The sequence below is a fragment of the Allobosea sp. FG18 genome (assembly GCF_057809495.1).
The window spans coordinates 1-24510 of record NZ_JBMDKB010000039.1; the positions used below are offsets into that span (position 1 = coordinate 1).

The 24510-nt window shown below is 65.4% G+C and carries 23 protein-coding genes; 18 read left to right on the forward strand and 5 right to left on the reverse strand.

Translation table 11 applies throughout. The features are described from left to right. Together ACODTJ_RS27175 and ACODTJ_RS27180 are read left to right on the forward strand one after the other, a co-directional pair. Positions 1-224 (forward strand): hypothetical protein (locus ACODTJ_RS27175; protein ID WP_488851085.1); only part of this gene is annotated, 224 nt, incomplete at its 5' end. A gap of 40 nt (positions 225-264) precedes the next feature. Then, complete coding sequence (locus ACODTJ_RS27180) at positions 265-816, forward strand: HdeA/HdeB family chaperone (RefSeq protein WP_310094751.1); 552 nt, start codon at positions 265-267, stop codon at positions 814-816. 56 nt (positions 817-872) lie between these two features. Here the strand turns inward: ACODTJ_RS27180 and ACODTJ_RS27185 are convergent, their stop codons facing one another. After that, positions 873-3203: a multiheme c-type cytochrome gene (locus ACODTJ_RS27185; protein ID WP_257735756.1), complete on the reverse strand. Its 2331-nt coding sequence runs from the start codon at positions 3201-3203 to the stop codon at positions 873-875. Positions 3204-3350: 147 nt separating this feature from the next. On the opposite strand from ACODTJ_RS27185, the gene ACODTJ_RS27190 reads away from it, so the two are divergent. The 4 genes from ACODTJ_RS27190 (at position 3351) to ACODTJ_RS27205 (ending at position 7186) form a co-directional block, all read left to right on the forward strand. Beyond that, a complete protein-coding gene (locus ACODTJ_RS27190; protein ID WP_257735755.1) occupies positions 3351-3734 on the forward strand; it encodes a hypothetical protein in 384 nt (127 codons plus the stop codon). Between the two features lie 35 nt (positions 3735-3769). Next, positions 3770-4570: a hypothetical protein gene (locus ACODTJ_RS27195; protein ID WP_488851088.1), complete on the forward strand. Its 801-nt coding sequence runs from the start codon at positions 3770-3772 to the stop codon at positions 4568-4570. A 30-nt stretch (positions 4571-4600) separates the two neighbouring features. Next, positions 4601-6022 (forward strand): arylsulfatase B, encoded by a 1422-nt coding sequence (locus tag ACODTJ_RS27200; RefSeq protein WP_257735753.1) that lies wholly within the window; start codon positions 4601-4603, stop codon positions 6020-6022. A 132-nt stretch (positions 6023-6154) separates the two neighbouring features. Continuing rightward, positions 6155-7186 carry a helix-turn-helix transcriptional regulator gene (locus ACODTJ_RS27205; protein WP_488851090.1) on the forward strand — a complete coding sequence of 344 codons (1032 nt, stop codon included), beginning with the start codon at positions 6155-6157 and terminating at the stop codon, positions 7184-7186. Between the two features lie 53 nt (positions 7187-7239). Here ACODTJ_RS27205 and ACODTJ_RS27210 read toward each other — a convergent pair whose 3' ends face one another. The 4 genes from ACODTJ_RS27210 to ACODTJ_RS27225 form a co-directional block, all read right to left on the reverse strand. Continuing rightward, positions 7240-7866, reverse strand: coding sequence for a tyrosine-type recombinase/integrase (locus tag ACODTJ_RS27210; protein ID WP_488851091.1), 627 nt, complete (start codon positions 7864-7866; stop codon positions 7240-7242). Between the two features lie 269 nt (positions 7867-8135). After that, positions 8136-9125 (reverse strand): helix-turn-helix transcriptional regulator, encoded by a 990-nt coding sequence (locus tag ACODTJ_RS27215; RefSeq protein WP_488851093.1) that lies wholly within the window; start codon positions 9123-9125, stop codon positions 8136-8138. Positions 9126-9278: 153 nt separating this feature from the next. Then, a complete protein-coding gene (locus ACODTJ_RS27220; RefSeq protein WP_488851095.1) occupies positions 9279-10700 on the reverse strand; it encodes an arylsulfatase B in 1422 nt (473 codons plus the stop codon). A 43-nt stretch (positions 10701-10743) separates the two neighbouring features. Continuing rightward, positions 10744-10974 (reverse strand): hypothetical protein, encoded by a 231-nt coding sequence (locus tag ACODTJ_RS27225; RefSeq protein WP_488851097.1) that lies wholly within the window; start codon positions 10972-10974, stop codon positions 10744-10746. 454 nt (positions 10975-11428) lie between these two features. Between ACODTJ_RS27225 and ACODTJ_RS27230 the strand changes: the two genes are divergently transcribed. From ACODTJ_RS27230 to ACODTJ_RS27285, 12 genes are all read left to right on the forward strand, one after another. After that, positions 11429-11875 carry a hypothetical protein gene (locus tag ACODTJ_RS27230; RefSeq protein ID WP_488851099.1) on the forward strand — a complete coding sequence of 149 codons (447 nt, stop codon included), beginning with the start codon at positions 11429-11431 and terminating at the stop codon, positions 11873-11875. Continuing rightward, positions 11875-13281 carry an exonuclease domain-containing protein gene (locus ACODTJ_RS27235; RefSeq protein WP_488851101.1) on the forward strand — a complete coding sequence of 469 codons (1407 nt, stop codon included), beginning with the start codon at positions 11875-11877 and terminating at the stop codon, positions 13279-13281. Before ACODTJ_RS27230 ends, ACODTJ_RS27235 begins: the two co-directional genes overlap by 1 nt. Before the next feature lie 109 nt (positions 13282-13390). Continuing rightward, positions 13391-14389: a hypothetical protein gene (locus ACODTJ_RS27240; protein WP_488851103.1), complete on the forward strand. Its 999-nt coding sequence runs from the start codon at positions 13391-13393 to the stop codon at positions 14387-14389. Between the two features lie 122 nt (positions 14390-14511). Then, positions 14512-15432, forward strand: coding sequence for a hypothetical protein (locus ACODTJ_RS27245; protein ID WP_488851105.1), 921 nt, complete (start codon positions 14512-14514; stop codon positions 15430-15432). A 97-nt stretch (positions 15433-15529) separates the two neighbouring features. Next, positions 15530-16552 (forward strand): hypothetical protein, encoded by a 1023-nt coding sequence (locus tag ACODTJ_RS27250; protein ID WP_488851107.1) that lies wholly within the window; start codon positions 15530-15532, stop codon positions 16550-16552. 142 nt (positions 16553-16694) lie between these two features. Continuing rightward, positions 16695-17591: a hypothetical protein gene (locus tag ACODTJ_RS27255; protein WP_488851109.1), complete on the forward strand. Its 897-nt coding sequence runs from the start codon at positions 16695-16697 to the stop codon at positions 17589-17591. Positions 17592-17710: 119 nt separating this feature from the next. Next, a complete protein-coding gene (locus ACODTJ_RS27260) occupies positions 17711-18883 on the forward strand; it encodes an AAA family ATPase (protein ID WP_488851111.1) in 1173 nt (390 codons plus the stop codon). Between the two features lie 85 nt (positions 18884-18968). Then, the gene (locus ACODTJ_RS27265) at positions 18969-19832 is read left to right on the forward strand and encodes a hypothetical protein (RefSeq protein ID WP_488851113.1); all 864 of its coding nucleotides are present in this window, start codon (positions 18969-18971) and stop codon (positions 19830-19832) included. A gap of 227 nt (positions 19833-20059) precedes the next feature. Beyond that, on the forward strand, positions 20060-20560 hold the full coding sequence (locus ACODTJ_RS27270; RefSeq protein ID WP_488851115.1) for an RraA family protein: 501 nt from the start codon (positions 20060-20062) through the stop codon (positions 20558-20560). Continuing rightward, positions 20502-22406 carry a hypothetical protein gene (locus ACODTJ_RS27275; RefSeq protein ID WP_488851117.1) on the forward strand — a complete coding sequence of 635 codons (1905 nt, stop codon included), beginning with the start codon at positions 20502-20504 and terminating at the stop codon, positions 22404-22406. The genes ACODTJ_RS27270 and ACODTJ_RS27275 overlap by 59 nt, the downstream gene beginning before the upstream one ends. A gap of 83 nt (positions 22407-22489) precedes the next feature. After that, a complete protein-coding gene (locus ACODTJ_RS27280; RefSeq protein WP_488851119.1) occupies positions 22490-22720 on the forward strand; it encodes a hypothetical protein in 231 nt (76 codons plus the stop codon). An 82-nt stretch (positions 22721-22802) separates the two neighbouring features. After that, positions 22803-24500 carry a recombinase family protein gene (locus ACODTJ_RS27285; protein ID WP_488851121.1) on the forward strand — a complete coding sequence of 566 codons (1698 nt, stop codon included), beginning with the start codon at positions 22803-22805 and terminating at the stop codon, positions 24498-24500. The last annotated feature ends 10 nt before the right edge of the window (positions 24501-24510 follow it).

Below are 24510 nucleotides of genomic sequence, written 5' to 3' on the forward strand. Positions count from 1 at the left end.
GCCCTCAACCCGGACCATCCCAGCTCGCACGGGCCGGCATCCGAAACCCTTCACATAAGCCGTCACTGGAGACTTGCCCAGAAGCGGACATCGCAAACCGGGCGTTGGCCGGCCCGATATCGCTCAATCACCTGCTTGGCGCATTGCAACGATGGCAGCAGCTGATCTTCACCGGCTTCCTGCTGGCGCGAAATGGCAAGCAACCACTTTGCTGGAAACGCTAGTCCTGGAGGCGGGCACCACTGACCTACCTTTGGGATGACGATGATGAAGATCAGCAAGACCATTCTACCTGCCGCGCTCTTCTGCGCCTTGGGCCTGTCGAGTGCCAGCCAAGCGCAGATGCAGTACGACATCAGCCGGGCGACCTGCCGCGATTACCAGGCCATGACGCCGCCTGCGAAGCGCGACTTCGCGGCGTGGATGAGCGGCTGGTTCAACGGCAAGGCCGGGCGCACCGAGCTCAATCTGCAAGTCTATCATGCCAATATCGCCACCATGCAGAAATGGTGTGCGGCCAACCCGTCCGCGACGGTGATGTCATTGATCGAGACGGCCTCCCGCAACGCCACGGCGGTCCGCGGCGGGCCGGCTTCGATCGATGCCGCCGGCATCACCTGCGGCGACTTCATCGGCTCCGACCCGGAGACGCAGTTGATCGTCAGCGCCTGGACGGCCGGCTATGCCTCCGCCGACAAGGATGCGGCGAAGATCGACGTCAAGGCCTTCGCCCGCCACGAGAAGGCCGTGCAGACCGCCTGCGCCAAGAACAAAAAGCAGCTCCTGCTGCCGACCGTCAGCAAGAGCTGGCAGTAACGGCCGCTCCGGTCGGGTCGGATCGACCCGACCGGTCCACCTGTCCGCGGCGGGTTCTAGCGGCGCAGCCTTGCGGCCAATTCGGCGAGACGCCGATCGTCGGGCCGCAGCATGACAAGGCGCTGCGCGAGCGCGGAAGCCCTGACGGTATCGGCGGCTTGCAGCGCGCCTTGCAGCAAAGCCGCCGCTATGTCGGCATCGGCGGGATGACGCGCGAATGCGGCTTCGAGCAGGCTCCTCGCCTCGTTCGGCTTGCCCGATGATTGCAAAGCGACGGCGTAGACGAAGGCAAAGCGAGCGGTTGCGGGATCGCCGTCACTCGCGGCCTTCAGCTGGATGAGCGCTTCCTCCAGCCGTTTCTGGCGGATCAGCGACAGACCGAGCGCGTGATGCGCGATCGCCGCATCTGGAGCGGCGGCGAGGGCGCCGCGGAGGACGCGCTCCGCTTCGGCTTCCCCGCCGGTTCGCCGATAGAGATCGGCCAGTTGTACGGCGATCGCAGCCGCACCCGGATCGAGCCTCAGCGCTGAGACATACTCAGCCTCGGCCTCGTTCTGGCGGCCTTGCCTGATCCGCAGCAAGGCCAGATTGGCCCGCGCCTCGGGCCGGTCGAGATCGATCGCCTGAGCGGCCTCATATTCCGCAACCGCTATCGGCAACGCATCGCGATCAGCGGCCGAAAGGCTTTCGGGAGCGAAATCGGCGAGCAGATAGCCGGCGGCGACGCGGACGAGACGCACGGGGTCGCTCAGCAGCGGCAGCGCGGCACGCCTTCTGTCGGCCGGTTGTCCCTCGAGCCGCCGGACGGCGGCGGCACGTACGACCGGATCAGTATCGAACAGGGCCTTTGCCGCAGCGGCCTCGCTGGCTGCGGACGGCCAGCCTGCAAGCTCGTCCAGCGCCGTGGCGCGCGCGAGCGCCGGCACCTGCGCATCGACGGCGAGCCGCTGCAGGGCCTCGCGCGCCGCCGGATCGCTCGCGCGCGAGCCATGGAAGGTTTCGGCGTAGGTCTGGTACCCCTTGCGCTCGGGACCATGCCAGCGTGCCACGGCGTCCGCCGCCCAGCTCGCGGGACGGTCGGCATGGCAGGCGTTGCAGGTATTGGGCACGCCGATCGTGACGGTGAGGTCCGGACGCGGAATCCGGAAGGAATGGTCATGACGCCGGTCGACCTGCATATAGGTCCGCGCCAGCATGTGGCAGCCGATGCAATCGGGTTTTCCGGGACCAGGGGCGTGGCCGGTATGAGCAACGCTCTCGAAGCGCTCCGGCTGGTGGCACTGGCTGCAGATCGCAGCGCCTTCCGCCCGAACCTTGCCGGAATGCGGATCGTGGCAGTCGCTGCAGACGACGCCCTTGCGATACATCAGGCTTTGCTTGAAGGCGTGGTCGTTGAAGACCTCGTCCTTCATCTGCCCGTCATCCTCGAACAGCCCGGCCGAGAGCGAGACCGGGCTGTGGGTCTCCGCGATCGGGCGGCCGGGGCGCCAATCGGTGCCGATCTGGCCGCGCCGCGCATGGCAGCGCGCGCAGGTCTCGACCTCGTCGCCGGCTGGCCGCGCGACGCCCGAGGCCGGACTGCCGGTCCGAGGGGCGGGCGTCCAGTCCGGGACCGGCCGCATCGCGGCCACGGATGCAAATCCCTTTAGCGCATCGCCTGTCGCCGCGCCCGACCGCGCCCAGGCGACATGCCCGCCGCCGGCGCCGTGGCAGCCCTCGCAGCCGACGCCCAGCTCCGACCAGGTGGTTCGGAAGCGATCGGCAGCGGCATCGTAGCCTTTGCGCAGATCGGTAGCATGACACTCCGCGCACATATGGTTCCAGTTCTGCTGGAGCCGGGTCCAGTAGCGGCTGTCGGACGGCGCGATGGGCTCGTCGCCATAGACCAGGAACCAGCGCTGCCCGCCGGCGGCGACCGGGCGCGTGTCCCAGGCCCAGGGCAGGGTCTGGATGCGGCCGTCCGGAAAGGTCACCAGATATTGCTGCAACGGTTCCCAGCCGAGGCTGTGGCTGATGGTGAAGACGGCCGATGCGCCGTCGCTTCCGGCAGTCTCGATGCGATAGGCGTCGCCCTCCCGAAAGAAGCGGGCTCGCAGACCAGCGCTCTCGACGACCACGCCCGAGAAGTCGCCGCGCATCGTTTCGGGCCGGGCATGGTCCATCGCGTGGGCATGGTGGGAGGCGGTCCAGGCGACCGTCTGCGCGGCATGGCAGCCGGCGCAGGCCTGCGACCCGACATGGGTCGGCGCAGCGGCTTTCTCAGCCGTATTTCGCGAGGACGCGCCGGACGTCAGAAATGCGGTCGCGACGAAGGCGGCCGCCACCAGCACGATCCAGGGCGCCAGGAAGCACAGCTCTCGACAATCGCGGATCCGGTCGCGCCACATTGTTGTCGGCTACCACGTCGTGCGCCCGGCGTCGTCCCGACGGCGCGATCAGGAGGCACACCGGATTTTGGCGCGAAATGGTAAGTCGGGACCGCGTGTCCCCACTAAGCATCGTCGTCCCGACGCCCTTGCCCGCATGGCTTCACGATGACCCGTCCAAACCTGCTCGGATCCGGCTTCGCCGTCCTGCTCGCCGCGCTGTCGTTCCTGTCTCCCGCATCGACCGAGGTCGCGATCGCGCAGCCCGCCGGAGTCTACCGGCCCCAGCATCGGGCGGTCCGCCATGCTCCTCATCGCAGCGTCCATCATCATCACCGCACCGTCGTGGTCGCACCGGTCAGGCCCGTTCCAGCCGTGCGCCCCTGGTATTGGGGCCGAGTTGTCGCGGGCGTGACCATCGGCACGGTCGTCGCCGTCGCCGCGGTCAACAGCGTGCCCAAGGCACCGTCGCCGGAGCTGTGCTGGTTCTGGTCCGATGCGACCAAGACGCGCGGCTACTGGAACTACTGCGTCGCGCCGAAACAGCCCTGACCCCCTTCATAGCCTTGAGACACGGACCCATGACGATGCGCTTTTCCCGCCGCCCGGTTGCGGTCGCACCCCTGCTCGCTGCGGCACTGACCGCCGGCTCCGCTGCGTTCGCCGCCGACATTCCCTCTGCCAGGCAGGAGCCCGCACCGCCGCAGCCGTTGCCGCCGCGCCTGACCTTCACGGCATCCGCCTATCTCTGGGCGACGGGCCTGGAGGGCAGGCTGCGCACCTTGCCGCCGCTGCCGGCGGCCAAGGTATCGATCGGCTTCGACCAGGTGATGAAGAATTTCGACGGCGGCCTGATGGGCGCAGGCGAGGTCCGATACGACCGCTACCTGCTGTTCGTCGATCTCATCGCGTCGAAGATCTCGCCGAACAAGACGGTCTACCCCGCCGGTTATCCGGCCGGCGTGAAGGTCGACAGCGCTGCCTTCATCGGGCTGGCCGCCGCTGGATACCGGCTGATCGACGATCCCGCCTACAGCATCGACGCCTTCGCCGGCGTGCGCGGCTTCGCCATGAAAAACACGCTGCGCGTGCAGGTGCTGCCGGTGACCCTGAAGCTTGCCGAAAGCGAGCAATGGGCAGATGGCGTCGTCGGCGCCCGCCTCAAGGTGAACCTGACCCCCTCGCTCTATGCCACGACCATCGGCTTCGTCGGTAAGGGCGGCTCCCGCTACGAGTGGGATGTCTTCGGCGGTCTCGGCTACGCCTTCAACGACAGCATCTCCGCCTTCGCCGGCTACCGCGCGATGAAGGTGAGCTACCGGAACGGCGACTTCATCTACAATGCGCTGCAGCAGGGCCCGGTGCTCGGCCTGAACGCGCGCTTCTGAATGCCATTATCGCGCCGACAGGAGAATACGATGATCTCGCGCTCGCTTCGCTGGGCCTGCATCGCCCTGACTCTTCTCGCTCCTGCCGCCGCCATGGCGCAAGGCGCGAAGAAACCGAACATCCTCTACATCGTCGCCGACGATCTGGGCTGGGCCGATGTCGGCTTCCACGGCTCGGAGATCAGCACACCGACCATCGACCAGCTCGCCAACGAAGGCGCGGCGCTCGACCAGTTCTACGTTCAGCCGATGTGCACGCCGACCCGTGCGGCGCTCATGACCGGCCGCTACCCGCTGCGCTACGGCCTGCAGAGCTTCGTCATCCTGCCCGAGCAGACCTACGGCATCCCGCTGGACGAAAAGCTGCTGCCGCAGCTCCTGAAGGAAGCCGGTTACAACACCGCCATCATCGGCAAGTGGCATCTTGGCCATGCCGACCGCAAGTTCTGGCCGCGCCAGCGCGGCTTCGACTATCAATATGGCGGCCTGATCGGCGAGATCGATTACAACACGCACAAGATCCAGGGCGTGACCGACTGGTATCGCAACGAAAAGAAGCTCGACGAGCCCGGCTACGTCACCACTCTGCTCGGCAAGGACGCGGTGCGCTACATCGAGGCACATGACACGGCCAAACCGATGTTCATGTATCTCGCCTTCACCGCCCCGCACACGCCGTTCCAGGCGCCGAAGGAGTATGTCGACCGCTTCAAGTCGATCGCCGATCCGAACCGCCGCGTCTATGCCGCCATGGTCAACGCCATGGACGATCAGATCAAGGCCGTGCTCGCCGCCCTGCAGAAGAAGGGCATGCGCGAGAACACGCTGGTCGTCTTCCACAGCGATAATGGCGGCACGCGTTCGGCGACCTTCGCCGGCCAGATCCATACCGAGGGCAAGCTGCCAGCCAGCAACGCGCCGTTCCGGGAGGGCAAGGGCTCGCTCTACGAGGGTGGTACGCGCGCGGTCGCGCTGGCCAACTGGCCCGGCCGCATTAAGCCTGGCAAGGTCGACCAGCCGCTGCACGTCGTCGACATGCTGCCGACGCTCGCGGGCCAGGCTGGCGCCGGCACCGCAGGGACCAAGCCGCTCGACGGCAGCGACGTCTGGCAGACGATCAGCACCGGCGTGCCTTCGCCGCGCAAGGAAATCGTCTACAATGTCGAGATGTTCCGCGGCGCCGTCCGCCAAGGGGACTGGAAACTGTTCTGGCGCACCACGCTGCCGGCGCAGGTCGAGCTCTACGACATCGCCAAGGATCCGGGCGAGACGAAGAACCTCGCCGCCGAGAACCAACCTGTTGTCGCCGCGCTGCAGAAGCGCATCGACGACCTCGCCAGGGAATCGAAGCCCTCGCTATTCTTCCAGTCGACGTTCAAGGCCTATTTCGGCCGCAACGTCCCGGCACCGGCCTTCCCCAACGAAGACGCCTTCTTCGCCACCGGTGACTGATCGACGGCGCGTCATATAACACAACCGAGGCGTGAATTCTCTTGCATACCGCGCGGTATGGATCATGATGGGATCTGCCCTTACGTCATCAGCGGGGCAGATCCAGATGCGACGACATGGGCGGGGGGCCAGATGTCACGCGCCGCAGCCCGAGCCGCTCTGATCCACATGCTGCCAGCGCATCTGGCGGCGGCTGGGGTGCAGCCCGACAAGGTCTTTCGCCAAGTCGGCATGAGCCTGGACGACGTTGCGTCGGCTAAGGTGGTTTCCCGATCGCAGATTCACCACGCTCTCGCACTGTCCGCACGCAGTATCGGGATGGCCGAGATCGGCCTTTCTCTTGGCGCGACAGCGGACCCTGCGCAACTCGGTCCGATCGGTCTCGCGATGAAGGCCGGCGCGACCGCCGAAACCTGCCTCCAGGCCCAGATCAAACTGATGCCGACGATGCAGTCGCATACCGCCATCGTTCTGCAGAAGCGCGAAGACGAGATCATCTGGACGCATCGTCTTGTCGGCGACGACGAGACATGCTGGCTATTGCACGAAGGCGCCGGGGCCTTCACCGTCGCCATGCTTCGCCAACTCCTCGGCGACGGCTGGGCTCCCAGCCATGTCAGCTTTCCCCATCGCTGCAAAGGACAGCGTGCGCGCTACGAGGATCATTTCCGCGCGCCGGTCAGCTTCGGAGACCAAGGCGCAATGCGGATCCACATGAAGCGCTCCGATCTCTCGACACCGTTGCGCGCGAAAAATTCGGCTGGCTTTCGCTTCCCCGACCCGACAAGTCAGGAACCGATCGGCGCTTTCCGGCCGAGCGCGAGCGATATCGACCTCGCAGTCCGCCGTATGGTCGACGCATCTCTGGCCCATCGCCCCGTTACGCTGTACACCGCTGCTCGTATCTTGGGTTTGTCGTCCCGCACGCTTCAGCGCAGGCTGGATGATTACGGTACCCCTTTCGAACAGATCCTGGACGACCGGCGACATCAGCTTGCGACAGCCTGGCTGAGGGATGAGCGCATCAGTGTGACGGAAGTCGCGATGAGGCTGGGTTACTCGGCACCGTCGCATTTCAACCGCGCGTTCCTACGCTGGGAGGGTCGCCCCCCGATCGATTATCGCCGAGAGGGTGTGTCGATAGCCCCAGCGTGCGTTGAGTAAAGATGCAGTCTGGTGCAACGTTCGGCGCGACGATTGCCGCCGCGCCGAACTGATCACAGATCTATTTGCTCAGACAGGAGCAGTGCATCATCAACTTCGATGCCGAGGTAGCGTACGGTGCTTTCCAGTTTGGAGTGCCCTAGCAGCAGCTGACAGGCCCGCAGGTTGCCTGTGCGCTTGTAAATCAGGGCGACCTTCGTGCGGCGAAGGCTATGGGTACCGTAGAGTGCAGGGTCCAATCCAATCAGCGCGACCCAATCGTCCAGAAGCCGTCCGTACTGCCGGGTCGTCACATGGTCGCCCGGCCGACTGCGGCTGGGAAAGAGCCAATAACCATTCTCACCTGGTCGCTTCCTGAGCCAAGCAGTGAGCGCCTCCCGCGTCGGGTCCGTTAGCTCAAACGGCACCGGCCGGCCGGTCTTCTGCTGGATGATCGACGTTCTCAACCTCACGGTTCCGCCGAGCACGACATCGCCCACTCGCAGTCGCACCAGATCACAGCCTCGCAGCTTGCTGTCGATTGCTAGATTAAACATCGCCAGATCACGCACGCGCCGGTCGTGCTGAAGACGTGTCCTGATGGCCCAGATGTGGCGCGGCTTCAGCGGCGGTTTTGGGCCGATGATGCGTCCGGTATTCCAGGCCGGACGCTGATGGATCGGTTGAGCTTCGACAACCATAACGCATCCTCCGTCGGGATGCCGCATCCGAAACCACTATAGCTCATCCGCTCCATCGCTAAGCGCCAGGGCCGGACATTGGGACATGGCCCGAAATCGGACGTTCGGTAAAGAACAGTGAAGTCGGCCTTTGACCATCTCAGGTATGAGCCAGACGCGCATGTTCGGCCTGAGCTAGCCCTGTCCGGACGTCCGGAAGGATTGCTTTCGGCTAGTCTGGTTGCGCTGGCCTATTGGTGAGAGTTGGAGCATTTTGGTATTCGCGCGCGTTATCTGGGGAGGAGCATCGCGCCAAAGCGTCGGTAGTCCGTCGGCGACTGCCCCTCCCAGCGGCGAAAGGCGCGATGGAAATGAGCGGCGTCGGAATAGCCGAGGAGCATCGCGGCATTCGTCACGCTGACGCCGGGCTCCATGAGCAGGCGGATGGCAAGGCCATGGCGCCTTGTGTCGAGGATTTGCTCGAAGACGATGCCGTGCTCGTCGAGCCTACGCTGCAAGGTCCGCGGCGATAATCCGAGGATAGTCGCTGCCTCGTGCAGCGTGATCGGCTTGTGGGGGATCGTCGCGTCGATCATGCGGACGATCGCAAGCTCAATATCGGATGCACCAAGCCTGAAACGGTCGAGCCCCTCGACTTTGAATGGAGCCACGTTTTCGTGCGAGGAGCGATGTTGCCCCCCTGATAGGGGTCTCGACAAGACATCGGGCCGGAAATGAATGCGCAGCTCCTCGTCCTGAGCGAAGATGACCGGCGCCTGAAAGAACTCTTCGTAGACTTGGCGGCGCCCCTTGCAGGCATGTGGGAAGGTAACGCGCTCGGGAGCCCAGCCGTCTCCGAGCAGACACTTCAACATCGTGACGTTGAAGGCGGCAGCTCCTTCGTAGAGCAGCCAGGCCGTTTCGTCGTCGCCGACGGGGCGGTGCGACCAGACGACGTCTTCGCCAACCCTGTTCAAGCGGATGTCGACATGGGACTGCATGCCCGGCATCGTCGCCATTTGCGCCCGCATGCAGCTCTCAACGGTCACTCCGGCCTTCATCGCCATCCCGATCGGGCCAAGCCTGTCGGGCTCGGCCATCCCTCCGAGGGCGAGGCCGATTTCCGCCATGCCGACATAATCGGCGGCGAAGGCCAGGGCGGAGTTGATTTGCGAGCGACGAACGATCTTTGAAGAGTGGACGTCGTCCACCGTCATGCCTGCGCGTCGAAACACGGTCTCGGCCTCGACATCAGCCGAGGCCAGATAGGCCGGCAACATGTGCAACAGGGCCGCCCGGGCCGCAGCGTGTGACATCCGGCCCCCGCCCATGCCGCCGCAATCGCGCCCGGCGAGACGACGCTGGGGCATGCCGTTCGATCATGCCCCAGCCGCCGGCGGTTGCAACGGCATTCTGCGTGTGATGCCCTCGGCCTAGTCCCCGCTGGCGAAAAAGGCATCGTCATTGGGGAAGGCCGGGGTCGGCGCATGGCGGCCTAGATAGGATTTGAAGGTCGCCTGGAAGAACAGCGAGGGTCTCATCTCCTTGGCGAGATCGTCGATCCGCTTCTGCAACGCGGCGACGATCTGCGGGTTCTCGGCGGCGAGGTCCTTCGTCTCGCCCGGATCCCTCGAGACGTCGTAGAGTTCCAGCTTGGCCGGCAAGGTCGTCCGCCAGAACAGCTTCCAGTCGCCCTGTCGGACGGCGCCGCGGAACATCTCGACATTGTAGACGACTTCCTTGCGCGGCGACGGCGCGCCCTGGCTGATTGTCTGCCAGACGTCGCTGCCGTCGAGCGGCTTGGTCCCGGAAGTGCTGGCGCCGGCACGCGCGGCAAGGGTCGGCAGCATGTCGACGACATGCAGGGGCTGGTCGACCTTCCCGGGCTTGATATGGCCCGGCCAGTTCGCGAGCGCGACCGCGCGGGTACCGCCTTCGTAGAGCGAGCCCTTGCCGTCGCGGAACGGCCCGTTGTTCGCGGGCAGCGCGCCTTTGGTCTCGATCTGGCCGGCGAAAGCCGCCGATTTCGTGCCGCCATTGTCGCTGTGGAAGACCACGAGGGTGTTGTCGCGCATGCCCTTCTTCTGCAGTTCCGCGAGAACCGCCGCGATCTGATCGTCCATCGCATTGACCATGGCGGCATAGGTGCGGCGGTTCGGATCGGCGATCGACTTGAAGCGGTCGAGATACTCTTGCGGAGCCTGGAAGGGCGTGTGTGGCGCGGTGAAGGCGAGATACATGAACATCGGCTTGGCCGGGTCATGCGCCTCGATGTAACGCACTGCATCCTTGCCGAGCAGGGTGGTGACATAGTCCGGCTCGTCGAGCTTCTTGTCATTGCGATACCAGTCGGTGACGCCCTGGATCTTGTGAGTATAGTAGTCAATCTCGCCGATCAGGCCGCCATATTGGTAGTCGAAGCCGCGCTGCCTCGGCCAGAGCTTCCTGTCGCCATGACCGACATGCCATTTGCCGATGATCGCAGTGCTGTAGCCGGCTTCCTTGAGGATCTGCGGCAGCAGCTTCTCGTCGAGCGAGATGCCATGGCTCTGCTCCGGGATGATGACGAAGCTCTGCAGCCCGTAACGCATCGGATAGCGCCCGGTCAGCAGTGCTGCGCGCGTCGGCGTGCACATCGGCTGGACGTAGAACTGGTCGAGCGCGGCGCCTTCGTTGGCGAGCCTGTCGAGCGTCGGCGTCTTGATGTCGGAGCCGTGGAAGCCGACATCGCCCCAGCCGAGATCGTCCGCGACGATGTAGAGGATATTCGGCTTTGGCGCGCCTTGAGCCATGGCGGCGGCCGGCGCGAGAAGGCTGAGGGTGACGCAGGCCGAGCGAAGCGAGCGCGATATCATCGTGATCTCCTGTCGAGGCGGTCTTGGATTCAGAAGCGTGCGTTCACGCCAAGCAGGGACCCTGTTGCAGCGCGTTGTAGATGAAGTTGCCGTTGCGGTAGTCGGCCTTCATGGCCCTGTAGCCGGTGAAGGCGGACCATCTCTCATCGAACTGGTATGGTTTGGCGACCGCCCGCACGCCCGAAGCGGCGAGCCCGGGCTCCGCACCGCAGAATGCCGTTATGACCACGAGGCAGACGGCGCCGCAAATTGCACGCGAACGGTGATGGATCATCGCCAGGCCATATCGGATCGGAAACACACATCGATTGAGCGATGCTTAGCGATCCTGCCTGCCGCCGACTTGCCATTTTGCGCCACGATCACACAGGCGCACACGGGGCCGCGAGATCATGCTGCGCCTGCTCTCGCGGCATCCCGACGACGACGCGGAAATGCGTCAGGCCTACATCCCAGCAGCTAAGGGCCAGTGTTCGGATTCGCAACACAGTAGGAATTGGATTGCCGGAAAGCGGACGCTCCCGGCGTCAGCTCGGGGCCACGTTTGCGCGTTAGCTAATGCTGGGAAATCGGGGGCTGAGAGCGCCAAGATGGAAGGGCCGGCGCCAGACCGCCTCTTTATCCGTAACCGGCAACAACGTGAGGCCGGAACTCGATAACGAGAACCCCTGCGAGCTTTGGTCCGGACGAGGGCGGCTGCAGGTCTGAACTCCGACCGAGCAAGCCTGATGAGCGAGAACACTTTGGGCGGCGACACCGCCCTGCCTGCCGATGACGAACTGCGCCTGTACCAGCGCGCCTATATCTCCCAGCCGGATGCGGAGACGCTGTATCGGAAGTGGGAGGCCTGCATGGCCCATGCCCGGCTTCTCGAAGCCGATGCCGCGAGGATCTACAACGAATATGGCGGCCTGAACGGCCGCCAGCTTGGAGAAGGCGCTCGAGCGGCTGCCCGGCGCTTCGCCTTGATCCTGGCCGAGCCGCCGGCCTTCGACCATGCAACGTTGAGCTTGAAGATCGCGGTCTACGAGGAAATGGCCCGCGACGATGATGAGTATCGTCGCTCGCGCGCCGCGCCGATGATCGAGGCGGCGATGCGGGCGGATGCGACCGATCTCGGTGTCGTCCTGACCAAGCTGCCGTTCGGCAGCGAGCCCGAGCGGGGTGTGCACTGATGGCCGGCTACATCTTCTACGATCTGGAATGCACCGGCCTGTCCCCAGCCTTCGACGTTCCCGTGCAGTCCGCGTTCATCCGCACTAATGAGCATCTCGTCGTCGAAGAAGAGCTGGTGCTTCGCGCGCGCGTGCCCGACCACGTCGTGCCGTCACCTGATGCCCTGATGGTCACAGGCCTGCGTCCGCGTGACCTGACCGACGCTCCGCTTAGCCAAACGCAGATGCTCCGGGAGATCGCCGCCTTCATTTCCAGATCGGCGCCGGCCGTCATCATGGGTTACAACACCCTTGCATATGACGAGGAGATCCTCCGCGCGGCGCTGTTTCAGAATTTGCTGCCGCCGTATCTGACCTCGCTCGACAGCAATTGTCGTGCCGATGTGCTCACGATGACCCGAGCGATCGCGACCCTGAGGCCGGATGCAATCCGGATCCCCGAGCGGGATGGCCGGCAGGTCTTCCGCCTGGGCGAGGTCTGCCGGGCCAACGCCATCGATCTCGATGAGGACGCGGCACATGACGCATTGAACGATGTTAGTGCGACCATCGCTCTGTTCCGCCTCCTGCGCGAACGGGCGCCAGATCTCGTCGCCTCGTTGATGGAAAATGCCGACAAGCGCTCGGTGCAGCGACGGCTTGAAGCCGGCGGTGTGTTTGGCCTGGTCGCTTTCGGCAGGATCGTGCCGGTGGCGCCCCTAATGACCTCGCCAACCAACCCGTCCAGCCTGGCGCTGGCCGATCTCCGGATCGACCCGGCAAGCTGGCTGGATCGGTCGCAGACCGAGTTGACCGCTGCCTTGGCTTCCAGGGGCGAAAGACCCGTGCGAACCGTCAAGCTCAATGCCCAGCCGATGCTGCTGCCATGGCCGGAGATTCGCGTCGCTACGGGTTGCGACGAGACGGCCGCCGATCTGCATCGCGACCGGCTGCAGCAAATCAATGCGCATGACGGGATCTGGAAGACGCTGCCTCTGGCCCTAACCGCACGATATGCAGACCGTGAGCCCAGCTTCTGGCCGGAGGCCCGGCTCTATGAGCGGTTCGTCGCCGATGCCGATGCCCGCGCCTGTCAGACCTGGCACCACCTTCCCTGGGAGCAGCGCATTCCTTTCGCGGCCGAGGCGATTGCGGATGAGCGCCTGCGCGCCTTTGCAAATCGTCTCGCCTTTCTGGAGGCGCCCGATCTGCTGTCGCCCGCCGCACGGCAGCGCGGGCGCGACTGGCTGGCACATCGGCTGACCACAACGGATGAGATGCCGTGGCTGACCTTGGCTGGGGCGTTGCGGCGCGTTGCGGAGCTGCGTGCCGGGCTCGCCGAAGACGAGGTGGGCCGCCGCGCTCAACTCGACGAGATCGAGCGCTGGCTGGGTCAGCGCAGTCAGTCCTTCCAGTTGGCGGCGTGAAGCAGAACCATCTGCCCTGACGACGAAGGCGCCAGACCGGGCGCCTTTTTGATTCCGGGAACGAGGAAGCGCAGCCGGGATGGCTGTAACCCCAATGAGAGTTTGAAGCATGACCAGGAAGAACGAGGGCGGCCGCTCGCTCGCCCCGCGCAGCAGTAAGGCGATCGACGAGCCGGCGGATACCGCCCTGCGCGATCCGATCGCGGTGGCGATGGAGATCGCCGCAGGCGATGATCCGAGCATGGCCGAACTGGTCGCGTTCAGGCGCCAGCCGCTCGACCTCAAGAATGCAGCGCGAAACGCCAAAAATCTGCATTCGGAGGAGTTCCGCGTCTGGCTGGCTCGCGAGAGCGGCGACGATATCGGCGAGGCCGTCTGCGGCGGGCTCGAGATCATGAGCATCAGCTTGATCGCGCTTGTTGCGCTCTGGCCGGCCGACGACCTCGACGCTGCGGAAGCAAAGCTCGCGCTCGACCAGAGGACGGGCGTGCAGCTGCACAAGCGCGAGAAGGACTTCGAGGGCAGCATGGAAGCGCAGACCGCCCGGCGGATCCGCTGGCGGCGCGGCGCCTTCGCGGTGCCGTCGCTGATGTTGCCGCCAGCGCCGCCTGCACCGCGGAGCGAGGACCGGGGTCTGGCGACGTGGCCGCTCGAGCGCTTCGACCTCGTCGAGCATCTGCCGAAACGCGGCGGCCTTCCGGCCTTCGCCCACACCCAGATCGTCGAATGGAGCCGGTTCGCCCGATCCGCTCCCGATCTCGACGCGCTTCTCCAGCGCGCCGCCAAGATGTTCGAGGCCTGCGACCGGCTGCTCGAGCTTGCCAGCCGCGGACCCGGCAATGCCAGCGAGCTGTTGGCGGCCGCTGAGGGCGCCCGGCTGATGGGATACCTCACCGCCTGCCAGGTCATGATCTGGCCCATCCACAACCGGGACGCGCTGGCGGTCAAGAAGCAGGTCGTCGCGCTGATCAACCACCGCGGCGAGGCCGGCGATCCTCCGGCGATGCAGTCGGCGGTGCGGCACGTCACGGCCGAGGCGGCCTGGATCAAGACCCTGCCCGTGGGCGCCCGCGATCGGCTCCAGTTCGACTGGAACGAGCTGGTCTGATCACCTGCCGAGCAGGAGAACATGAGGGAGGCGTCCGGGATCGGACGCCTCTTTCGATTCTCAGGACGGAGGGAAAGCGCGGCTACGTAGCCGTAACCCCCAAGGAACTGGGACGACTGAATATGAAGACCATCTCCTCTGCCTCACTCGCCGATATCGAGCTCGAACTGCCGATCAGAGCGGTCACCGACGACCTCGCGGCCTTCAGCGACCGCCTGTCGCTTTCCGCTGGCGCGGAGAAAGGCTACGCCAGCTTCGCCGCCGAGACCCATGAGGTCGGCGAGATCGCCGCGCGCGCCATCGGGCACGCTGTCGAGATCAGCCGCTTCCTGTCGCTCGCTGGCACCTCGGATCGGGCGCAGGTCGCCTTCTACCTCGACATGCTGATCGGACTGTCCGTCCTAAACGCGGCTTCGACGATCGCGGTCGCGCTGGCGCCGCCGCGCTTGGCCGTAGACTTCGTTGCGCGCCGACGCGTCCTCGGCGATGTCATCGCGGCGGTCGGTGGAGATGCCGACTTCGTCAAGGCCGCTCGGAAGGCCTTCGCGCATGGTGATATCGGCGACGTCGACGTCGTCGAGACCGTGTTCCATGCGGCCACCGTGCCCACCCTCGATGACGCGCGAGATGGTCGCCCGGCCGTACTCGGCCTCGAGCAGGGGCTGAGCCTCATGGCCTTCGCGCGGGAACTGGCCGCGCCTGCGCTCCTGGTCGAGCGCGCAGCACTGCAGTTCGACGATGCCGATCGCTTCGCCAGGGCAATCGAGCAGGATGCCGATCTCGATCCCGAGCGTCTCGACCGGCTTCAGCGCGCCATCCACGGCGCGAACCTGCTGGCGGCGGCCGATCTCGCGCGGGCCTGTCTGATCGACGCGATCACGGCCGGGGACCAGCCCGGCCGGCCCCGGATCGATGAACTGGCTCAGCGCCTCGTCGACCAGCGCCTGAGGGACATCGTAATGTTTGCCGCCGCGATGGCAGATCGCCTGAAGGAGCTGCGTCGCATGCAGCAGGACGCTGCCGCCCGCTTCAAGCGGCTCTGATCAGGACCGGAGCAGTTCCGAAGTTGCCGGGAGGGCGCCGCGGACCGCGGTGCCCTTTCGCATTCCAGGGACCTGAGGGGGCGTAGCCGACAGGGCTATGACCACGAGAGAGCAAGACATGATTAGAGACGGTTCACGCGGCCCCCTCGCGCCGCACGACGACGCACATCGCGGCGGCCAGGAGGGGCGGGCCGAGGCTATCCGCGATCCGCTGATGGCGATCACCGAAAACGTCGGTGACGATCCCTCGGTCGCGGAGCTGGTGGCGTTCCGGCGCTGCGCGCCTGACCTTCAGGCCATGGCCATCGACGCCAAGCGCTGCGGCGATGAGGCCCGCCGGCTGCTGATCGGCAGCAATCACCCCGACGCGCAAAATCGGGCCTGGGTTGCGCTCGCCATCGCGGGTCTATCCTGCAGCGCGATCGTCTCGATCTGGCCCTGCAGCACCGCACAGGACGCTGAAGCCAAGATGGCACTGGCGAAGGCTAGCGCTCTTCACGGAGATGACGCGGAGCGTGGCGAGGCCGCGATGCTGGACATCGCGACCGCGACCCGCATCCGGCATCAGCGCGCCGCCTTCGATCCTGGGCCCCTCATGCTGCCGCCGAGGCCTTCCGGTCCAACCGCAGACGATCGTGGGCTGGCGCGCTGGCCCGTCAGGAACTTCGACCTCGTCGATCTCACGCCGCCCTCGGCAGGGGAGATCTTGCTCGCGCCTCGTGAGATCGCCCGCTGGGGCCTGTTCCTGAAGGCGGAGCCGTCCTTCGAGGGCCGGCTTGCACGGGTCGAGCAGATGTTCGCGATAGCCGATCGCCTGCGGGGTATCGCCAAAGAGTCAGGGGCGGATCCGCACGATCTGCGATTGGCACGGGAGGGCGCGCTCATCCTGGCCTACCTGGCCGCGGCGCAGATCGCGATCTGGCCAGCGCTGAAGCACTCGGCCGAGGCTACGGCGAAGGAACGGCTCGTCGCGATCATCAACGAGCGCGCCAGCCGTGGCGATCCCGCGCACATGCAGGCGGCCATCCGGCATCTCTACACCGAGGCCGCCTGGCCGGCCCATGGCTGGCGACCCACCGCCACGGTCGTGAACGAGCCGAGCTGGATCCCGATCGTGTAGGTCGGCTTATAGCCTCCTCACCATAGGTCTCCGAAGGGCGGCGCCGCGAGGTGCCGCCCTTTCGCGTTCAGGCGGCGCGGTTGGAGAAGAGGAGGACGGGCACTGCAGAGAGCAGATCACCCCTCATGAAAAGAGCAATTCCGTGAATTTGAGCAATAACGCCGACATCGCGACGGCCTGGCATTCGGCCGCCACCGACCTCCGGCTCGTCGGGGTCGTCGACGAGCTTGAGGCCCTCGAGTTCCTCGGCGACGAGGATCAGTCCCTGCTTCGGCGATGCGCTTCGGTCTGGCGCGAGCGCCCATCGCTATTGCCGGTTCGGACGCGAGCCCAGTTCCACGCCGCGCAGATCGAAGCCCTGCTGACGGCCCTGGGCGACAGCATTGTCAAGGCCGACGACCTCAAAGCCGATGCTGTCCAAGCCTGGGCGATCCTGATCAATTGCGGCAATGTTGCAACCATGTTGATCGCGTCGCACAGCGAGGCGGATTATCGCGCCCGCGCCGATCTGCGGCGCGCCCTGCGCCGACAGGCCCGCCGCTCGGGCGAGCCGAGCATCGTCTACCGCGTCAGCCGGATGTGCGGCGGCGACTTCGTCGCGATGAGCGAGGAAGGCATGAGGCCGGCCAGGTTGCCGACGGTCTCGGTCGAACATTGCCTCCGTGCCGCGGCGGGCGAGCCCGCAGCCTATCCGGTCGCGATGGCCCGGTCGCTACAGCTCTGGCTCGAGACGCCGATCGACTTCGCTGACCTCTTCCATGGCGCTCGCGCGCTGCTGGCGCAGATCGATGGCTGGCGGCGCCTGCAGGGCAAGATCTCGGATCCCTCACTCCTCGACGATCCGCTCAGGGGCGCCAAGCTTCTCGCCTATGCGCGGCTGGCCAGGATCGGCGTGTGCCGGGCTCTCGATGACGACGACCTCGCCATCAAGCGAGCCGCCCTCGACCTGATCGCGCCGCGCGGCCATGACCCCGACCACATGCGGGCCGCGATCGAATGGGCGGTCGAGCTCGGGCGGACCGTCACCGACCTCGACTGAGCTTGAGCCAGAACACACCATAAAGCCTGAGCCGCTGAAGGCGCGACCTCCGTGTCGCGCCTTTCGTCGTGATCGGTGGTGCCGGGTGCAGCTCGACCGAGCCCGCCCACTGAGATCACATGATGACCGACACCATCCCTGCCTATGAATCCACTCCTCGCATCAAGCGCCGGAGCCGCGCGCGCCCGATCAATCGAGATGAGCATGTGGTCGGCGACGCCGCGGCCAACCCTCTCCTCGATAACAGTGCTTGTCCGCCTCGCGAGGTCGCGATCTATGATCGCACCGCGCTGCTGGACCAGCTCGAGCGCATTTACGGCCGGCCATACATGTTCGACGACGAGGTCGAACTCGGCCTGCCTCAGCCTTTGCTAAGCACCGAGGAGCAGGTCAGGTTCGAAAAACTCCGCTGGATGGCCGATGACGAGCGTGGTGCGGCTCGGCCCTTGCTGTTCGGGTCGCAGGCAATGCGCGATCGGCTGGCCGAGGTTCGGCTGGCCTGCCCGACATTCACGACCGTCATCGACCTGATCGACAGAGCCGTAGCGCTGTCGATGATCTCCGAGGCGGCCATCAGCGTGCCGCCGCTGCTTCTGCTCGGACCGCCAGGCATCGGCAAGACTCATGCTTCGAAAGCAATCGCGGGTGCGCTCGGGACGGCGGTCCATGCCTTCTCCTGCGCCACCAATAGCGATGCGCAGCAGCTCATCGGGGGTCACCCCACCTCATGGCGCGGCTCGCGCATGTCGGTGGTCAACGAGGCCCTTACCAGCGGGAACACCGCCCAGCCGGTCATCGTGCTTGACGAAATCGACAAATTCGACAGCCACCGCGACGAGCAGCCCTACAACGTCCTGCTGAGCATCCTGGAAGTGGAAAACAGCCGCGCCCTGCAGGACGAATATCTACGCATACCATTCGATCTATCGGGCACCATCATCATCGCCACCGCAAATGACGCCGGTCCTCTGCCTTCGTTTATCCAGGACCGGCTGGTCATGTTCGAGATCACCGCGCCGAGTGGTGAGGATCTTTTAGCGATCACGCGCCTGATCGTCAGGTCGGCTCTGGAAGAGGCGCGAGGGGTAATCACCCCGCCCAGCGACGAGGTCATCTCCCGATTGGCGCGCGCCAATCCTAGGCGGATCACGCGCGTCGCGCGGCTCGCGCTCGGTTACGCCGCAGCGGCCGGCCGCAGGCATCTGACCGTCGCTGATGTCGAGGCAGCGGACCGTTTGGCGGCCGGCGCTGCGAAGGCAGAACCCATCGGGTTCATGGCGGCACGACGTTGAGCGCCCCGCTCAAGGTCACGGAACAAGCATGGAATCGAGAGTGAGATCGGGAATGCCCCCGGGAAGCTCTGCGAGGATCACGACCATGACGACGAATGAACAGGCCAAGACCGATACGGCTTCGACGAAGCGCGCTGTCGGCAGCCGGCTGCTGCCGGCGGGATCCGCCGGTGCGGTCACCGAATGGTACCCGACCCGCTGGCCGCGCATCGGCGGCAAGAGCGTGTTCCGGCTTCAGGAGAACGCTTTCATCAACGAGCGCTTCGTAATGAACTATAAGCCCGGCAAGCTGGTCTGGGTCTACGCGGCCGGGTGCGGCGAGGATCATCGGCTCGCGACGGCGACCGGGCTGCTGGGGCTGGCGCGCCGTCTCAGGATCGCCATCCACAAGGTCTCGGTGACCGCCCAGGTCAACATCCGCGATCGGCTGCGTGAGCTCAACGCCGATCGCTACGGCTCGCTGACCACGAGCGCCGACGGGTACCTCTGCTCGGACCTCGGGTTCGACAACTGGATGCTGCAACACATCCTGCCGCCGACGGCACCCTTGCGCGGATCGCCGGTGGCCCTGACGGAGCGCGCGCTGGCGGTGCGCCTGCCGGAATCCATGTCGGTGAGGGAGTTCGACAAGGAGCTGCACCATCGGATGCGCCATGCCGCGCTCAATCCCTGGCTCGACAGCGACGCCGGCCGCGCGCATTGCGCTCTGATCGGCATCGAGCCCGCCGAGCTCATGCGCCACACCGGCTACGGCTTCGGCGAGATGAAGCGCGTCAGCGCGGCGCAGGAATTCTACTTCTTCCGCCCGCGGGGCGACGATGCGGACCGGCTTCTTCGTATCGTCGAGCTGATCATCCATGACCATGTCTTGCGCCCGCAATGGCGCAAGGCCGCGAGCTGGAAGTCGCAGGCACAGGGGTTCGGGCAGGCGTTCCGACCGCGCGCGTGATTGCTCGATAGCCGATCTCGATCAGCTCAAGATAGCGGGATGCGCTTGCTGGAGGCGTCCCGCCGAGCTTTCGTGGCATCAGTTCCCTAAGCCGCGGAGGAGGCTAGCAAAATTTACCGAAGCTCGCCCCGTGGGCTTTGCTCGATGGTCTTCGATAATCCCGCGGGCGCCACATCCAGCGCCGGCAGGCCGGGACCCGACCGGCCACGTGTTCATCGGAGAATACCATGTCCCGCTTCAAGACCTCTGAGACCTCCAAGGCCCTGGGTCTCTATGTCGGTTTCCTTCCAGGTCTGATGAACTACACGGGCATCACCGAGTTCGAAGGGCTTGCGGTGCCCATCGCCGTCCATGAGGGTACAGCGGAGCTCAACGAGCTCCTGCGCTCCGACACCAAGGACCGCATCGCGGTCATCGACGGCCGCTACATGGGGTCGACCGCTGTGGTCGGGCGTGAAGAGGTCGTCAGCGCGGTGGCCGGTGGCTGCAAGGCACTGATCGTGATCGGCCTCATCACCGAGAGGGCGGCAGTCGAGATGTCCCGCATCGCGGTTCTCGCGGCGGGCCATACTCCCAGAGCCCCATCGCCGACAATCGGTTCGGCCAAACGGGCGCTCATCGACATCGACGGCGGCAAGATTTCTGCGCAGCACTACATCGTCGCCGACAGTGACGGAGTGGTCGCTGTGGAAAGAGAGATCTACCAGTCGAAATTCGCGATCAAGTGAACTCGATCAATCAGAAGCGCCCGCCATTAACCACCACTTCTTGTTCACGTTTCGTATCTCCAATTCGTCCCAGATCATTCAAGGCATGGCTGATTCGGCCGAAAAATTGGAGATTCAAATGCTCAAGAAACTCGCTCAGGCAGTTGTGGCGGCGTTCCGCCACTTCTGCGGCTCCGACCTCGCTTCGGCCTGGCCCGGAGAGGTCCGCGACGTCGGCGGCCTGCTGATCGCCATCTATCTCGTCGCCAGCCGCATCAACGAGGCAGTCGCCTCGGAAGACGGCTATCCCGTCCAGGAGATGCCGATCGAGGTCGTCATCAAGTCGGTTCCGCGTCATCGGAAGCCCTTCATCAAGACGCCGGCCAAGTTCAACACCGAGAGCGACGGCGAAATGGCGGCCGAGCCGCGCCTTTACCAGCCGATCCTTCTGATGCCCGACAAGTCCAGCGAGACCGGCTACCAGGTGATCGATGGTCTGATGAGGCTCAATGCGTGTATCGCCCGCGGCGAGGAGGCGGTCCGCTGCTTCATCGTCTCCCGGAAATTCGTGAACAAGCACGGCCACATGCCTCTCGGTGACCTCTGGTCGCAGCGGACGGTCAGTGAGACGATGCGGCCGGCTATTCGCCCGCCTCAGCCGGCAAAAGGGATGAAGGCACCCAGGGTCGGGACGCCGGTGATCAGCGCTGCGCATCAGCAGTTGCGGTATCTCAATCCCAACGCCGTCCACCCTGATGGTCTGTCGCTCGTTCCGAATGCGATCACCGCGGCGACCACCGATCAGAAAAGCGGCCGCGTCACCGTCGGCGTCGATTCGATCATCTCGGACCCCACTGACCGGAAACGGTTGCGGCCGCAGGATCAACAGCACCTCGCGGTTGAGCTCACCTACGCTACCGACCTGATCCGCCGGCCGGAGCCTGCAGCGATGAGCTATGCGCAGCTCGTGCTCATCCTGTACATTCTTACGCTCTTCCAGTTCATCAGGCGGCACGCCCCCTCAGCCCTCTCCTACGAGCTCGGCCATGGCATCCTGCGCCGTGATCCCCGCTACGCCGACATGGTCGGGGCCCCGAGGGATCTGCAGAAGACCTACAACGTCTGGAAGGCTTTGCGTCCCGGCCCGAATGGACCCTGGTGCAAGCCGCTCCACGACGGCCTGGTCGAACTCGGCATCAAGTGGCGTGCCGAGCACGGCGTGGACGCCCCCGCGACACTTTACGACCATGGCGTCGAGCTCGTCGAGGCCGCGTTCAAGGCGCTCCTCCTCGCCAATGAGTTGCGCAGCAACGTCCGCAAGGTTCATGCCTTCAATTTCCGCGGATCGAACGGTGACGATTGGCGCGCAATCCTGGAGCTCGCCGTCGACGGCATCGTCTACAAGGCAACCCGTGGCGACTACGAGGTGTACTGGCCGAACCGGGCACTCCTGGCCCTGCATGGGCGGTTCAACCCGGCGAAAATCTGGCGCGACACCACCCGCGACACCCTGATCTATGAGTGGCTGATCGCGATCGGTGACCTCGCCCGGACCGGCCGGATGGTCGTGACCTGCCACATGGCGCAGGCCCTGTTCATCGCCGACGACATTCGCCTGGAGCCCGGCCAGGAGCATGCCATCTCGCCGGAGTGGGACCTGTTCGATCAGGTCCTCGAGATGATCGCCGGCGACAAGGCGCGTTACACCTCGCTGCGCCGCGAGTTGATCCTGTATTGCGCCCAGGCCATGCGCGGCAAGTGCGCCATCGTCCTGACCATCCGGACGGGGCGCACGGTTGGCTTCTCCCACAAGGAGCTGAGCCTCCAGGAGAGCATCATCGCCGATACGCTCATCCTCTACTCCTGAGGGAAGCTCGATTCCCGAAGCTCCGCCTCTGGTCCTGGCGCGCAATATGTTCAGATTGGTCAGCCTCCCCACCGGAGGCGGCCATGGCCAGGAAGCCGAGACCAGGAAAAGACAATGCCGCCCCTGGCCAGCCGGCCGGGGGCGGCATTGTGTCGGTCACGGCCAACACCGGCCAGCCGCCCGAACTCTCGCAAACCGGCGAAGAAGCTGCGCGCCAGTTAGCCCGCCTTGTTGGCCGCCAGATCGCGCGCGAGCAGTCCAAGGGCGAGGAGGATTTACGACCCGGATCGCAGCCGAAGGGGAAGAAGGGTTGAAGGCGGCGCAGACGATCTCGATATTTTTTGTACCCGACCCCCGAGAGCCTGTGATGATGGGCCCCGTTCAGAAGGCGTCCCGATGACCCGCGTCGCGATCTACGCCCGCTACTCGTCCGATCTTCAGCGTGCGGCGTCGATCGAGGACCAGTTCCGGGTCTGCCGGGAGCGTGCGGAGCGCGAGGGATGGAAGGTCGTCGGCACCTACAAGGACGCGGCGATTTCAGGGGCGAGCATGATCCTGCGGCCCGGCATCCAGGCGTTGCTGCAGGCGGCCCTGGACGGCGAGTTCGACCTCGTCCTTGCTGAGGGTCTGGACAGGGTGAGCCGGGACCAGGCCGACACGGCGACGCTCTTCAAGCAGCTCCAGTTCGCCGGCGTGCAGATCGTCACCCTGTCGGAGGGCGCGATCAGCGAACTCCATGTCGGGCTCACCGCCACGATGAACGCGCTGGCGCTCAAGCAGATCGCCGAGAAGACGCACCGCGGCATGAGCGGGCGCGTCGAGGCCGGCAAGTCCGGCGGCGGTCTTTGCTACGGCTACAAGGTCGTGAAGCAGTTCGATGCGCATGGCGAGCCGATCCGGGGCGACCGGACCATCGACGTCCGTGAAGCCGAGGTCGTCCGCCGCATCTTCGCGATGTTTGCCGCCGGCGTCGCGCCGCGCAGCATCGCCCGGACCTTGAACAGCGAGGGCATTCCCGGCCCTGGCGGCAAGCCCTGGGGCGATACCACCATTCGCGGCCATGCGAAGCGCGGCACCGGGATCGTCAACAACGAACTCTATATCGGCCGCCTCATCTGGAACCGCCTTCGCTATATCAAGGACCCTTCATCCGGCAAACGCGTCTCCCGGCTCAACCCGCAGGCCTCCTGGATCGTCAAGGATGTTCCCGAGTGGCGGATCGTCGATGACGCGCTCTGGGACGCCGCCCGCGCCCGCCAGGACGAGATCGCGGATAAGTTCGCGAAGGTGACGGAAGGGGTGCGCGAGCATCACCGGCGCAACCGGCTGAACGTCGCGCGCCGCCCCCGCACCCTTCTGTCCGGCCTGATCTTTTGCGGCTGCTGCGCCGGCCCCTACTCCCTCCGCGGCCCGCAGCGCTATGCATGCTCGAACCACATCAGCAAGGCGACCTGTGACAACAGCCGCAGTATCCGTCAGGACGTCCTGGAAAGCCGCGTGCTCGTTGGCCTGAGGGACCGGATGATGGCGCCGGAGATGGTCGAAGAGGCCATGCGCGCCTATGCGCAGGAGACCAATCGGCTGAACCGCGAGCGGCGCTCCAATGGCGACGCCTGGCGTACCGAACTGCCCAAGGTCGAGAAGCAAATCGCGGGAATCGTCGAGGCCATCGCCGACGGCATGTATCATTCCTCGATGAAGCAGAAGCTCACCGGGCTCGAAGCCCGCAAGGCGGAGCTGACCGCCCTGCTCACGGACGCGCCTGCGGACAAGCCAGACCTGCTGCCGAGCGCCGCCAGCATTTATGCGCAAAAGATCGCGGCCCTGGCAGAGGCCCTGAACCATCCCGATGAGCGCGCCGAGGCCGCCGAGGCCCTGCGCCTGCTGATCGAGAAGATCGTGCTGAAGCCGGGCCCGGCACGTGGCGAGGTCTATGCGACGCTGCACGGCGAACTGGCGACCATCCTGGAGTGGACGCAGCGCCAAGCCCTTGGGAAGACGCCAAAAAACAAAACTCCCGCAGCCGAGGCTACGGGAGTGTCTGAATCGTTGGTTGCGGGGGCCAGATTTGAACTGACGACCTTCAGGTTATGAGCCTGACGAG

Bases quoted from the DNA above. Each gene is read 5' to 3' on its own strand.
- ACODTJ_RS27180 (WP_310094751.1), top strand. From the start codon at position 265: ATGATGAAGATCAGCAAGACCATTCTACCTGCCGCGCTCTTCTGCGCC.
- ACODTJ_RS27185 (WP_257735756.1), bottom strand. From the start codon at position 3,203: ATGTGGCGCGACCGGATCCGCGATTGTCGAGAGCTGTGCTTCCTGGCG.
- ACODTJ_RS27190 (WP_257735755.1), top strand. From the start codon at position 3,351: ATGACCCGTCCAAACCTGCTCGGATCCGGCTTCGCCGTCCTGCTCGCC.
- ACODTJ_RS27195 (WP_488851088.1), top strand. From the start codon at position 3,770: ATGCGCTTTTCCCGCCGCCCGGTTGCGGTCGCACCCCTGCTCGCTGCG.
- ACODTJ_RS27200 (WP_257735753.1), top strand. From the start codon at position 4,601: ATGATCTCGCGCTCGCTTCGCTGGGCCTGCATCGCCCTGACTCTTCTC.
- ACODTJ_RS27205 (WP_488851090.1), top strand. From the start codon at position 6,155: ATGTCACGCGCCGCAGCCCGAGCCGCTCTGATCCACATGCTGCCAGCG.
- ACODTJ_RS27210 (WP_488851091.1), bottom strand. From the start codon at position 7,866: ATGGTTGTCGAAGCTCAACCGATCCATCAGCGTCCGGCCTGGAATACC.
- ACODTJ_RS27215 (WP_488851093.1), bottom strand. From the start codon at position 9,125: ATGTTGCCGGCCTATCTGGCCTCGGCTGATGTCGAGGCCGAGACCGTG.
- ACODTJ_RS27220 (WP_488851095.1), bottom strand. From the start codon at position 10,700: ATGATATCGCGCTCGCTTCGCTCGGCCTGCGTCACCCTCAGCCTTCTC.
- ACODTJ_RS27225 (WP_488851097.1), bottom strand. From the start codon at position 10,974: ATGATCCATCACCGTTCGCGTGCAATTTGCGGCGCCGTCTGCCTCGTG.
- ACODTJ_RS27230 (WP_488851099.1), top strand. From the start codon at position 11,429: ATGAGCGAGAACACTTTGGGCGGCGACACCGCCCTGCCTGCCGATGAC.
- ACODTJ_RS27235 (WP_488851101.1), top strand. From the start codon at position 11,875: ATGGCCGGCTACATCTTCTACGATCTGGAATGCACCGGCCTGTCCCCA.
- ACODTJ_RS27240 (WP_488851103.1), top strand. From the start codon at position 13,391: ATGACCAGGAAGAACGAGGGCGGCCGCTCGCTCGCCCCGCGCAGCAGT.
- ACODTJ_RS27245 (WP_488851105.1), top strand. From the start codon at position 14,512: ATGAAGACCATCTCCTCTGCCTCACTCGCCGATATCGAGCTCGAACTG.
- ACODTJ_RS27250 (WP_488851107.1), top strand. From the start codon at position 15,530: ATGACCACGAGAGAGCAAGACATGATTAGAGACGGTTCACGCGGCCCC.
- ACODTJ_RS27260 (WP_488851111.1), top strand. From the start codon at position 17,711: ATGATGACCGACACCATCCCTGCCTATGAATCCACTCCTCGCATCAAG.
- ACODTJ_RS27265 (WP_488851113.1), top strand. From the start codon at position 18,969: ATGACGACGAATGAACAGGCCAAGACCGATACGGCTTCGACGAAGCGC.
- ACODTJ_RS27270 (WP_488851115.1), top strand. From the start codon at position 20,060: ATGTCCCGCTTCAAGACCTCTGAGACCTCCAAGGCCCTGGGTCTCTAT.
- ACODTJ_RS27280 (WP_488851119.1), top strand. From the start codon at position 22,490: ATGGCCAGGAAGCCGAGACCAGGAAAAGACAATGCCGCCCCTGGCCAG.
- ACODTJ_RS27285 (WP_488851121.1), top strand. From the start codon at position 22,803: ATGACCCGCGTCGCGATCTACGCCCGCTACTCGTCCGATCTTCAGCGT.